Raw genomic sequence first — 12,174 nt, 5'->3', positions numbered from 1 at the left:
GGGCGTCGTGGCGCACGCTGTTGGCTCGGTGACCGCGACGATCGCGGGCGCGGGCGGTGTCGGGCTGCTGCTCGCCGCGCAGGCGACCGTAGCCTGGAGGAGGGCGCGCGCGAAGGCGGGCCCCGATGCGGTGACCACGTGAAACGGACTCATCATGGATGACGATTTCCCTGACGAGACGACGTGGGCGCGGTCTGCGGGCACGGGGATTCGGAGGGGACCGGGGAGGCCGGTGGGGTCACCACTCGCGGTTGCGCATGGCGAACACTCCTCCTCCCGGATTCCGGGTACCTGCTGCGGTGGGGATCGAAGGGCGGCATCGGCCGCGACGGCAATGCGCCGGGTGATGACGGGTCGAGTGTAGGGGGACGTGGTGGCGAACAGTTTGCCCGATCACGAACCGCCCACGACACCGGGCGTGTCCGCCGGGCGGAACTGGGAGCTCTGGTCCCTGCGACCGGCCGCGATCGCTTACATCCTTTCCATCGAATTGGTGGTGTTGATTTCCACCATTTGGTTGATGGCCGGGGTGGGGTCCGCCTCCGAGTCCGACTGGTTCCGGTTCGGGGCGTTCGCGGCGGCCGTGACGGTGCACCTGACGATCGTCCGGCGCGCCGAGGAGTCGCGGCGCGACGAGTCCGCGAGCCTGTACTTCGACCTCACCTCGGTGTGGACGTTCGCCGCGGCGGTGGTGCTGCCCGCGCCGCTGGCGGTGCTGATCGTGCTGCTGCTGCGCGTGGTCACCCAGCCGATCGCGCGACGGCAGCCCTACCGGTTCGTGTTCACCTCGACGCACATCGTGGCCAGCACGGTGCTGGCCGGGGTCGCGGTGCGCGAGGCGGGGTTCCCGCTGCTGGCCACCGGCAGGCTGCTGGGCGACCTGGGGCTGCTGGCGGTGCTGGCGCTGACCGCCGCGCTGTACTGGTTCACCCAGGTCGTGCTGATGACGGGCGTGCTGAAGATCCTGAACCCGCGCACCCGGTTCGCGGACACGCTGGGCTCGCGCGGCGACAACATGCTGGAGGCCACCACGCTGGGCGTGGGCGCGCTGCTCGGGCTGCTGACCGCGACGCACTGGGCCGCGCCGCTGCTGATGGTGGTGCCGGTGGTGCTGGCGAACGCGCTGCTGCACCGGGCCTCGGAGCGGCAGGCGCACCTGGAGCGGCTGCTGGCCGAGCAGGCGCAGGCGCACCAGCAGCTCACCCAGGACGCGCACACCGACTTCCGCACGGGCCTGCTGAACACGACCGGGCTCGCCGAGTTCGCGCACCGGCTGGCCGAGCGGGGCCGCATCGACGGCAAGCCGGTGACCGTGCTGGCGATCGACCTGGACCACTTCAAGCGGATCAACGACACCTGGGGGCACCCGGCGGGCAACGCGGTGCTGGCCGAGGTGGGGCGCATCCTGCGGGAGAAGCTGCGGCCGGGCGACGTGGCCGGTCGGGACGGCGGCGAGGAGTTCGTGGTCGTGCTGGCCGACACCGGGCTGGCCGAGGGCACGGCGATCGCGGAGCGGGTGCGGGAGGCGATCGGGCTGATGGTGGTGGTGACCACCGACAAGCACCGCAGCACGGTGCACCTGCGCGGGCGGGACCTGCCGGTGAACGAGGACGGGCAGGAGGTGCGGGCGATCTCGGCGTCGATCGGGGTCGCGGTGCTGGGCGACGGCCCGGACGCGCTGGCGCACGCGCAGCACAGCGCCGACGGGGCGCTGTACGCGGCGAAGGAGCGGGGCCGCAACCAGGTGCGGGTGGCGAACGTGGACATCGGCGGGCCGCGCCCGGCGACGCCCGCCCGGTTGCAGGAGCACGGGGTGCCGCGCACGGCCTGACGCGGCGGGTCCAGGCGCGGCGGGTCCAGGCGCGGCCGATCCGGGCGCGGCCGGTCCGCGTCCGGGCAGCGCCGATCCGGGCAGCACTGGTCCGGGCAGCACTGGTCCGGGCAGCGCCGATCCGGGCAGCACTGGTCCGGGCAGCGCCGATCGGCACTCGGCGTGGTGGATTCCACCGGTGGTGCGGGGTTCGGGGGGAGAGCTGTTTCGACCCATCGGGCACTCGCTTCGCGCGACACGCTCAGGTCGTCACGGGTATCCCCTCGAACGTGGGATCAAACAGCCCGAACGCGTGATTTCCCGACGATCCGGCAGATCACGTAAATGGCGAACGAAATCGCGGTGACGAATGCGCTCACCGGCACGCCGGGCGCGAGCGAGAGCACGATCCCGCCGAGCACGGCGACCTCGGCGAACACGATCGCGAGCACGGTGGCCTTGGCCGGGCTGGCGGTGATCCGGGCGGCTGCGGCGGCGGGCGTGATCATCATGGAGAGCACGAGCAGCGCGCCCACGATCTGCACGCCGAGCGCGGTGGTGATGCCGACCAGGACCGCGAACACCGGGGACAGCGCGCGCACCGGGACGCCCCTGGCGAGCGCCACGTCGGGGTCGACGCTGGCGAACAGCAGCGGCCGGTAGAGCAGCGCGAGCACCACCAGCACCACGACCGCGCAGACCACCAGCACCTGCACGTCACCGGCGGGGATGCCGATGGGCTGGCCGACGAGCAGGCCCATCTTGTTGGCCGCGCGGCCGGGGTAGAGCCACAGGAACAGCACGCCGAGGCCGAGGCCGAAGGCGAGCACCGCGCCGATGACCGAGTCGCGCTCGGAGTCGCGCTGGCCGAGCAGTCCGAGCAGCAGGGCGGCGACGACGGCGCCGAGCACCGCGCCGTAGCTGACGCTGATGCCGAGCAGCAGGGCGGCGGCGCCGCCGGTGAAGGCGAGCTCGCTGGTGCCGTGGACGGCGAAGGACATCTTCCGGGTGATCACCAGCGGGCCGATGGCCCCGGCGACCAGGCCGAGGACGGCGGCGGCCAGGAGCGCCCGCTGCACGACCGGCAGGCCGATCAGCTCGGCGGTCGTGGCGAAGTCGAACAGGCTCTCCATCGTCAGTGCTCCTCGGCGTGGTGCGGCTGGTCCTCGCACACGCCGTGCGCGCCGACGACGTGGATCTGGCCGCGCACCCTGACCACCTCGACGGTGGTGCGGTACAGCTCGGACAGGGTCTCGCCGGTCATGACCTCGGCGGGCGGGCCGATCCGGAAGCGGCCGTCGACCAGGTAGAGGACGCGGTCGACCAGCGGGAGCACCGGGTTGATCTCGTGGGTGACGAACAGGACGGCGGTGTCCGAGGCGCGCCGCCGGGTGTTGATGAGGTCGCTGACGACGCGCTGGTGGGCGAGGTCGAGCGAGAGGAGCGGCTCGTCGCACAGCAGCACGGCCGGGTCGCCGACGAGGGCCTGCGCGACGCGCAGCCGCTGCTGCTCGCCGCCGGAGAGCAGGCCGACGGGCCGGTCGGCGTAGGAGGTGGCGCCGACGGCCTCCAGGACCTCGTCGACGCGGCGGCGGCGCTCGGCGCGCCCGCGCAGGCCCAGGCCCCAGCGGTGGCCGTCGAGCCCGAGGCCGACCAGGTCGCGCCCGCGCAGCACGGTGGAGGTGTCCACGGGGCGCTGCTGGGGGATGTAGCCGATGGCGCGGCTGCCGCGCCCGGCCGGGACGCCCGCGATCTCGACGCTGCCGCCGGAGAGGGGCTGGAGGCCCAGCAGGACCCGCATCAGGCTGGTCTTGCCGGACCCGTTGGGGCCGAGGACCGCGATGAACTCGCCGGGCCGCACGTCGAGGTCCAGCCCGTCCCAGAGGACCCGGTCGCCGTACGCGAGCCGGGCCGAACGCAGCGAGACCGCCCCGCGCTGGGCTGCGGGGCGGTCAGGCGTGGTGGTCTGGGCGCTCATTTCGTCCCGAGCGCGGCGGTCAGCTCGTCGACCTGCTTCGTCATCCACTCAACGTAACCCGTGACGCCTTCCGGCAGCGTCTCGGTCATGCCCACGACGGGCAGCCCGGCGGTCCCGGCCTTGGCGACCAGGTCGTTCGTGACCGCGTTCTCCGTCTGGGTGTTGTTGATCAGTGCGCTGACCTGCTTGTTCACGATCAGGTCACCGGTGGCGGCGATGGCGGCGACGGGGACGTCGGTCTCGTTCTCGATGGCCTCGGTGAACTCGGCCGGGGTGAGGTCCTCCACACCCGCGGTCTCCAGCAGGTAGGCGGGCACCGGCTCGGTCACCACGACCTTGGCGGGCTTGATCTGCTCGACCTTGGCGGTGAGGCCGTCGAGCGCCGTGCCGAAGTCGGCCGCGCCCTTGGTGAAGGCGTCCTTCTTGTCGGGCGCGATCGCGGAGAGCTCCTCGGCGACCTTGTCGGCGACCTTGCGGACGGTGGCCAGGTCGTACCAGACGTGCTCGTTCTCCTCCTTGCCCGAGAGGGCGAAGGCGTCGACGCGCTTGGCCGACTGCGCGGACTCGTCGACGATCTTGTCGAAGAAGTCGTCGTAGCCGCCGCCGTTGCCGACGACGAGCTTGGCGCCCGCGACGGCGGCGATGTCGGCGGGCTTGCTCTCGAACGAGTGCGGGTCGGCGGACGGGTCGTCGATCAGGGCCTTGACCTCGACATCGCTCCCGCCGACCGCCTTGACGACGCTGCCCCACACGTTGGTGGAGGTGACGACCGAGACCGCGCCCGCGGGGGCGTCGGCGGCGTCGGAGGAGCCGCTGCCGCCCTGGTCGGCGCTGCCGCAGGCGGTGGTGAGACCGAGCACCGCCACGGCGGTGATCAGCGTGGTGCGCACAGTCATCGACTGACTCCTCAGGGGGACCTAAAGTGGAATGGTAACCGTTGTCGAGTTCAGTTTAGAACTCTCCGCCACCACCTTGTCCACCGGATGGGGCAAAGAACACGCAGGGCCACCCCCCGTACGTGGGGGATGGCCCTGCGAGGTCCTGCGGAGCGGGCGTCAGTCGGTCAGGCGCAGCCCGGTCTCCGGGTGGAACAGGTGCACCTCGGAGGCGTCGCGCACGCCGACCTTGACGGTCTGGCCCAGCGCGGGCGGGGTGCGGCCGTCGACGCGGACCACGAACCGCTCGGAGGAGTCGCCGATGCGGACCGCGCCGTGCAGCAGCGCGTCCGCGCCCAGCTCCTCGACCAGCTCGACGGCCATCTCCATGCCCGGCTCGCCCTCGCCGACCAGCGCCAGCGACTCGGGGCGCACGCCGAAAACGACCTCGGACAGGCCCTTGCCGGAGGCGGCGTCGAGCTTGGCGCGCTCCAGCGGCACCAGCAGGCCGTCCAGCTTCGCGCCCTCGGCGGTCAGCGGCACGGTCTTCAGGTTCATGGCGGGCGAGCCCATGAAGCCCGCGACGAACGCGTTGGCAGGCTTGTCGTACAGCGCGCGCGGGGTGTCGCACTGCTGGAGCAGGCCGTCCTTGAGCACGGCGACCCGGTGGCCCATGGTCATGGCCTCGACCTGGTCGTGCGTGACGTAGATCGTGGTGGTGCCCAGGCGCTGCTGGAGGGCCGCGATGTTCGCGCGGGTCTCGACGCGGAGCTTGGCGTCCAGGTTGGACAGCGGCTCGTCCATGAGGAACACGCTGGGCTCGCGGACGATCGCGCGGCCCATCGCGACGCGCTGGCGCTGACCGCCGGAGAGCGCCTTCGGCTTGCGGTCCAGGTACTTGGTGAGGTCGAGCATGGCCGCCGCCTCGGCGACCTTCTGCTTGATCTCCTCCTTGGCGACCTTGCGCAGCTTGAGCGCGAAGCCCATGTTCTCCGCGACCGTCATGTGCGGGTACAGCGCGTAGGACTGGAACACCATCGCGATGTCCCGGCCCTTCGGCGGCACGTTGGTGACGTCCTTGCCACCGATCTTGATGGCGCCCTCGTCGACGTCCTCCAGGCCCGCGAGCATCCGCAGGGCGGTGGACTTGCCGGAACCCGACGGGCCGACCAGAACGAGGAACTCGCCGTCCGCGACGTCGAGGGACAACTCGTCGACGGCTCGCACCGGGGGGTTGCCGGAGAAGATCCGCGACGCCTTGTCGTAGGCGACCTCTGCCATGGTGCGCACCTTTCAGTACCCGAGCTTTGCCGCAACGCTAGGCATTGCAAGCGCTTACGGGAACACCCGGACGCGAACGGATTTCACCCCTTCACCGCGCCGCCCGCCAGCCCCGAGACCAGGAACCGCTGCACGAGGTAGAACACCGCGACCGCCGGGATGGCCACCAGCGTGGACGCCGCCGCCAGGTGCCCCCACTCGGTGCGGTTCTGCTGCACGAACACCTGCAGGCCCACCGCGAGGGTCTTGGACTCGTCGGCCGCCGACAGGAACGCCGAGGCGAACGCCACCTCGCCCCACGCGGTCAGGAAGGCGTAGAACGAGGTCACCGCGAGCCCCGGCCTGGCCAGCGGCAGCACCAGCCGCCAGAACACGCCGAACGGCGAGAGCCCGTCCACCCGGCCCGCCTCGTCGATGTCGGCGGGGATGGTGTCGAAGTAGCCCTTGAGCATGTAGGTGCAGAACGGCACGGCGGTGGTGCAGTAGACCAGCACCAGGCCGAGCGCGGTGCCCTGCACGCCCAGCGCCAGCAGGGTGTTGTACAGCGGCACGATCAGCACCGCGAACGGGAACATCTGCACGACCAGGAACGACAGCAGCAGCTTGCGCTTGCCGGGGAACCGGAAGCGGCTGGCCGCGTACCCGGCGGTGGCCGACAGGAACACCGCCAGCACCGTGGTCAGCAGCGCGATCTGCACCGAGTTGCCGAACCAGGCCAGGAAGTCGCCCTTCTCCCCGGACAGGATGCGGGTGTAGTTGTCCAGGCTGGACTCGTTGACCAGCTTGGGCGTGGTCTCGACGGCGAGCGCGTCCGGCTTGAACGAGGTGACCACGACCCAGAACACCGGGAACACCGCGATCAGCGACGCGGTGATCAGCGCGGCGTGCAGCCCGGTCGACGCGGCGCGGGAGCGCTTGGCCCTCCGGGACTCGCGCGCGGGCGTCGCGGCCCGCAGCGAAGCGGCCTCGATGGACATCACCACACCTCGCCTTGCCTGCGCAGCGCGCGCCGGTAGCCGCTCGCGAACACGAGCAGGACGGACAGGATGAGCACGCCGTAGGTGGAGGCGACGGCGTAGTCGCGGGAGGCCCCGGAGAAGAAGCGCTCGAACGCGTAGGTGATCAGCAGCCGGGTGCTCGGGTTCTGGCCGGTGATCAGGTAGACGACGGCGAACATGTTGAACGTCCAGATGACGCCCAGCAGCACGACCGTGCTGGAGACCGAGCGCAGGCCGGGCAGGGTGACGTGCCGGAAGCGCTGCCACGGGGTGGCGCCGTCGACCTCGGCCGCCTCGTACAGGTCGGCCGGGATGGACTGGAGGCCGCCGAGCAGCGAGACCATCATGAACGGCACGCCCAGCCACACGTTCACGATCACCACCGCGACCAGCGCCCAGTTCGACTGGCCGAGCCACACCGGGTCGGGAAGGCCCAGGGCGCGCAGGACCTGGTTGATGATCCCGTACTGGGCGTTGAACATGTACTTCCAGGCGAACGCGCTGATGAACGCGGGCACCGCCCACGGCAGGATCAGCAGCACCCGGTAGACCGCGCGGCCCGCGACCTGCCGGTTGAGCAGGACGGCGAGCCCGAGGCCGATGCCGTAGTGCAGGAGCACGCAGCTGGCGGTCCACACGACGGTGCGCAGCAGGGTGGCCCAGAACGCGCCGTAGCTGGCGTCGCCGGAGAGCACGGCGAGGTAGTTGCGCAGGCCGACCCACTCGTAGGTGGCGGGCCGGTCGAGCACCGGGTTGGCGATGGACGACTCGTTGATGTCCGTGAGGGTGAAGAACACGCCTTGCGCGAGCGGGTAGAGCACCAGCACGGCGATGACCAGCACCACCGGCAGGACCATCGCGTACGCGTACCAGTGCCGGTCGAGGAACCTGCGCACCTGTGGCCTCCTAGCGCCGGAGCGCCGGGGCCGCCCGCCCGCGCGGGTCGGGCGGCCCCGGAGCGGTCAGCCGACGGTGTACTCGGGCAGGATCTGGTCCTTGTAGGTCTTGGCGACCTCGTCCAGCGCGGACTTGGCGTCCTTCTTGCCCGCGAGGAAGTCGGCGTAGGCGGTCTTGAGCGGGTCGAACAGCTGGCCGCCCTCGGGGATCCACGGCCGGGGGTGGGCCTGGGCGACGACCGGCTCGAAGGCCGCGACGACCGCGTTGGCCTTGACCTCGGCGACCTCGTAGGCGGACTTGCGGGTGGGCAGCAGGCCCAGCTCGGTGGCGATCTCGGCCTGGGACTCGGCGGAGCTCATGCAGGCGATGAGCTTGAGCGCGTTGTCCTTGGCCTTGGTGCCCTGGCGCACCACGTAGTCGTGGCCGCCGACCGGGGCGAGCCCGGCGGTGGCCTCGGTGACGCCGGGGACGGGCGCGATGCCGAGGTTGGACCCGTCGGCGAACGCGGCGCCCTTGAGGTAGTCGGGGACGGACCAGGGGCCGTTGACGACCATGGCGATCTCGCCGGAGCCGAAGCCCGCCTGCATGTTGCTGTAGGAGTTGCCCGCGTCGAGCGCGGTGGTGGCGGCCTTGGCGTCGACCAGGCCCTTGGCGGTCTCCAGGCCCTTCACGTTCTCCGGCGAGGAGACCACGATCTCCTTGGCCTCGGCGTCGACCAGGTCGCCGCCCGCGCCGTAGAGGAAGGGCAGGGCGTAGTAGGCGTCGTTGTTGACGAAGAACGCCTTCTCGCCGCCGAGCTTGGCGGCGACGGACTTGAGCTCGTCCCAGGTCTTCGGGGGCTGCACGCCCGCGTCGGCCAGCAGCTTCTTGTTGTAGAAGAGGGCGAGCGAGTCGGTGACCTGGGGGACGCCGTAGGTCTTGCCCTCGTAGACCGCGGACCCGAGCGGGGTCTCCAGGAAGTCCGAGGTGTCCTTGACCAGGTCGGTGCCGGTCAGGTCGAGGACCAGGCCGTTCTTGGCCAGCTGCGGCACCCAGGCGACCTCGGCGCGGAACACGTCCGGGCCCTGCCCGCCCTGCGCGGCGGTCTTGTAGTTGTTGAGCGCCGCGTCGAAGGCGACGGTCTCGGTCTTGACCTGGTAGCCGCCCCCGGCCGCGCAGTCCTGGGCGACCTTGGTGAAGACGGGGCTCTCGTTGGGGCCGCTGGTGTCCCAGAAGACGACCTCGCTGCTCGCGCCGCCGCCGCCGGAAGAGCCACCGCAGGCGGTGAGGGCGAGGGCGGGGACTAAGCCCGCGGCCAGTGCCGTCAGGAGGGTGGTACGTCGCATCGCTGCTGTCGCCCCTCTCATCCGGCCCCGCCGGGGCGAGGCCACTGCAAGTTCTTGCGGAAGAGTTGACGCGGATTTCATACCGCTGAACTGGGGACGGTCAAGGGTCGCGGCGTAACCAAGCCGTAACGGCGGCGCGCGAACGGGGGAAACCGCAGGGGGCGTTGCAAAACCTTGCTGCGGGCGGCAGGGTGAAGCGGAGCCCTGTCTCCGGATTCCCGAAGCCCGACCCCGCCGCTTCACCCACCGCAACGAGGAGGACCGGTGCCCGGACTGGCCGAGATCGCCAGGGCCGCCGGGGTGAGCATCTCAACCGTGAGCCGCGTGCTGAACCGCCGAGCGGGGGTCAACGACGAGACCCGCCAGCGGGTGCTCGCCGTGCTGGCGGAGATGCCGTACACCCCGCGCGGGCTCGGCGCGCTGCAGCGGACCGGCGTGATCGGGCTGCTGGTGCCGGAGCTGTCGAACCCGGTGGTCCCGGCGTTCGCCGAGGCGCTGGAGGTCAGGGCGGCCCGGCTGGGCTACTCGTCGCTGCTGTGCAACACGCGGGCGTCCGGGGACGCGGCGATGGGCGAGGAGGAGTACGTCCGGATGCTGCTGGCCAGGGGTGTCGAGGGCATGGTGTTCGTCTCGCCGGAGATCACCAACGCCGAGGCGCCGCTGGGGCGGGCCGCGCGGCCGAGCTACTACTCGAAGCTGCTGGCCGACGGGGTGCACATGGTGTTCGTGAACGGGGCGACGCCCGCGCTGGACGTGCCGGACGTGACCGTGGACGAGCAGCACGCGGGGTACGCGGCGACCAGGCACCTGGTGGAGCTGGGGCACCGGCTGGTCGGGTTCGTCAGCGGGCCCGCGCGGGCGCTGCCGTCGCGGCTCAAGCGGGCCGGGTGGGCGGCGGCGCTGGAGGAGGCGGGGCTCAGCGCGGACGGCTCGCTCGTCGCGCACGGCCCGTTCGGGCCGGAGGGCGGGGCGCTCGCGGCGGCGGAGCTGCTCGACTCCGTGCGGCCGACGGCGGTGATCTGCTCGTCCGATCACATGGCGATAGGGGTGCTCCGAGAGGCGCACAAGCGGGGTTTGTCCGTTCCCGGCGATCTCTCGGTGGTCGGTTTCGACGACATCCCGCTGGCCCCCTACTGCTCTCCCCCGCTCACCACTCTGGCGCAACCGATCGAGGAAATGGCGACCGCCGCGGTGGACGAACTCGTGCTGCGTTTGGACCCCGATCGGCGCAGAAGGCACAGCGCGAACTACACGAGAGTGTTCCGGCCTCGCCTTGTTGTTCGAGAATCAACAGCATCGCCCGAATAACCACATTGGTCTGGACCACTGTACTGATCAGTAACGTATGTTGACCTGCGCTGACGAAATGGTAAAGGGACGCGGATCACGCCCACTTCTGTAAGCGCTTCTGAACCGTTACGGTCACTCCATGGCGCGGTCGATGCATGTGCGACGCCCGGCGACGTTGGCCTCTCTGGCCGCGGAGCTGGGGGTTTCCCGGACAACGGTGTCCAACGCGTACAACCGTCCCGACCAGCTCTCGCCGGAGCTGCGACGCCGGGTGTTGGACACAGCGAGGCGACTTGGATATCCCGGCCCCGATCCGGTGGCGAGATCACTGCGCACGCGCAAAGCGGGCGCGGTCGGCCTGCTGCTGACCGAGAACCTCTCCTACGCGTTCCGGGACCCGGCGGCGATCGGATTCCTGGAGGGGCTCGCGCTGGCCTGCGAGACGGCCGGGCAGGGGCTGCTGCTCGTGCCCGCCAACCCCGAGCGCGAGGACGTGGCGGCCGTGCACCGGGCGGGCGTCGACGGCTTCGTCGTCTACTCGGTGCCCGACGACGACCCGCACCTCGCGGCCGTGCTGGAGCGGCCGGTGCCGACCGTCGTGTGCGACCAGCCCGACCTGGCCGACGTCGACCGCGTGGGCATCGACGACCGGGCCGCGATGCACCAGCTCGCGCAGCACCTGATCGCGCTGGGGCACCGGCGGGTCGGCGTGGTGTGCATGAGGCTCGCGCGGGACCGCAACGACGGGTTCGTGCCGCTGTCGCGGCAGGAGTCGGCGCACTTCCACGTGCAGCGGTCCCGGATGAGCGGGCTGCGGCAGGCGTTCACCGAGGTCGGGGTCGACTGGGCCTCGGTGCCGGTGGTGGAGCGGTTCGACCACACGATCGCGCAAGGCGCCTCGGCGGCGGCCCAGGTCCTGGACCGGGACCCGCAGATCACGGCGCTGATCTGCACCTCGGACATACTGGCCCTCGGCGCGCTGCAGGAGGCCGAGCGGCGCGGCCTGCGGGTGCCCGCGGACCTCACGGTGACCGGGTTCGACGGCATCCGGGAGGCCGAGCAGGCCGGGCTGACCACGGTGCGGCAGCCGGTGCTGGAGAAGGGCCGCGCGGCGGGCAAGCTGCTGATGGAGATCGGCGAGCGCACCAAGCCCAGGACCGTGACGCTGGAGACCGAGCTGATCACCGGCACGACGGCGGCCGAGCCGAGGACGATCGCCGAGGAGCGGTGGTTCGGGCACTGACGGGTGGGGCGCTCGCTTCGCGGCGAGCGCCCGGCCGACGAGCCCGGCCGCGCCGGGCTCACCAGCGCCGGGTCCCACCGCGCTGAGCTCAACCACGCCGGGCTCACCCACGCCGGGCTCAACCACGCCGGTCTCAGCCGATCCGGTCTCAGCCGATCCGGAAGACCGCGGGGTCGGACGAGCGGTCGCCGACCCTGGCGACCAGCAGGTAGTCGCCCGCGCCCAGCCGGGTGCGCGGGCCGCAGCCCGGCGCCGACGTCGTCCCCGGCCACTTCAGGCCGAACTCGAAGACCTCGCCCGGCTTCATCACCCGGACCTCCGAGCCCTCCGCCGCCAGGCAGTCGTTCGACGACCACAGCCGCGTCGCGCCGTCCGGGGACGTCACCACCAGCTCGCGCACCCCGCGCCCGATCTCGCGCGTGCAGGGCAGCTGCCCGGTGTTGGTCACCGCGATCCGGAAGTCCGCGTGCTCGCCCA

General features: G+C 71.5%; 10 protein-coding genes and 1 pseudogene. 3 read left to right on the top strand and 8 right to left on the bottom strand.

The genetic code is table 11. From position 1 onward, the window contains the following. Positions 1–520 precede the first annotated feature (520 nt). Positions 521–1,831 (top strand): GGDEF domain-containing protein, encoded by a 1,311-nt coding sequence (locus ACTUAL_RS04355; protein ID WP_232519665.1) that lies wholly within the window; start codon positions 521–523, stop codon positions 1,829–1,831. A gap of 275 nt (positions 1,832–2,106) precedes the next feature. Here the strand turns inward: ACTUAL_RS04355 and ACTUAL_RS04350 are convergent, their stop codons facing one another. From ACTUAL_RS04350 to ACTUAL_RS04320, 7 genes are all read right to left on the bottom strand, one after another. Further along, positions 2,107–2,943: a metal ABC transporter permease gene (locus tag ACTUAL_RS04350; protein WP_096491213.1), complete on the bottom strand. Its 837-nt coding sequence runs from the start codon at positions 2,941–2,943 to the stop codon at positions 2,107–2,109. A gap of 2 nt (positions 2,944–2,945) precedes the next feature. Beyond that, a complete protein-coding gene (locus tag ACTUAL_RS04345) occupies positions 2,946–3,788 on the bottom strand; it encodes a metal ABC transporter ATP-binding protein (RefSeq protein WP_096491212.1) in 843 nt (280 codons plus the stop codon). Beyond that, positions 3,785–4,684, bottom strand: coding sequence for a metal ABC transporter solute-binding protein, Zn/Mn family (locus ACTUAL_RS04340; protein WP_440899347.1), 900 nt, complete (start codon positions 4,682–4,684; stop codon positions 3,785–3,787). Before ACTUAL_RS04340 ends, ACTUAL_RS04345 begins: the two co-directional genes overlap by 4 nt. A 159-nt stretch (positions 4,685–4,843) precedes the next feature. Next, positions 4,844–5,944 (bottom strand): ABC transporter ATP-binding protein, encoded by a 1,101-nt coding sequence (locus ACTUAL_RS04335; protein WP_096491210.1) that lies wholly within the window; start codon positions 5,942–5,944, stop codon positions 4,844–4,846. A gap of 83 nt (positions 5,945–6,027) precedes the next feature. Next, a complete protein-coding gene (locus ACTUAL_RS04330) occupies positions 6,028–6,921 on the bottom strand; it encodes a sugar ABC transporter permease (protein ID WP_096491209.1) in 894 nt (297 codons plus the stop codon). Further along, the gene (locus tag ACTUAL_RS04325; protein WP_218181406.1) at positions 6,921–7,799 is read right to left on the bottom strand and encodes a carbohydrate ABC transporter permease; all 879 of its coding nucleotides are present in this window, start codon (positions 7,797–7,799) and stop codon (positions 6,921–6,923) included. Before ACTUAL_RS04325 ends, ACTUAL_RS04330 begins: the two co-directional genes overlap by 1 nt. A gap of 105 nt (positions 7,800–7,904) precedes the next feature. Further along, a complete protein-coding gene (locus ACTUAL_RS04320; protein WP_096491207.1) occupies positions 7,905–9,164 on the bottom strand; it encodes an extracellular solute-binding protein in 1,260 nt (419 codons plus the stop codon). 264 nt (positions 9,165–9,428) lie between these two features. On the opposite strand from ACTUAL_RS04320, the gene ACTUAL_RS04315 reads away from it, so the two are divergent. Both ACTUAL_RS04315 and ACTUAL_RS04310 read left to right on the top strand, forming a co-directional pair. Then, positions 9,429–10,472: a LacI family DNA-binding transcriptional regulator gene (locus ACTUAL_RS04315; protein ID WP_440899346.1), complete on the top strand. Its 1,044-nt coding sequence runs from the start codon at positions 9,429–9,431 to the stop codon at positions 10,470–10,472. A 121-nt stretch (positions 10,473–10,593) separates the two neighbouring features. Continuing rightward, complete coding sequence (locus tag ACTUAL_RS04310) at positions 10,594–11,697, top strand: LacI family DNA-binding transcriptional regulator (RefSeq protein ID WP_096491205.1); 1,104 nt, start codon at positions 10,594–10,596, stop codon at positions 11,695–11,697. A gap of 148 nt (positions 11,698–11,845) precedes the next feature. Here ACTUAL_RS04310 and ACTUAL_RS04305 read toward each other — a convergent pair. Next, positions 11,846–12,174 (bottom strand): annotated as a pseudogene (locus ACTUAL_RS04305) (hypothetical protein); the annotation flags it as partial.

Source organism: Actinosynnema sp. (assembly GCF_052038725.1).
This window is presented reverse-complemented; position numbering and strand designations above follow the sequence as displayed.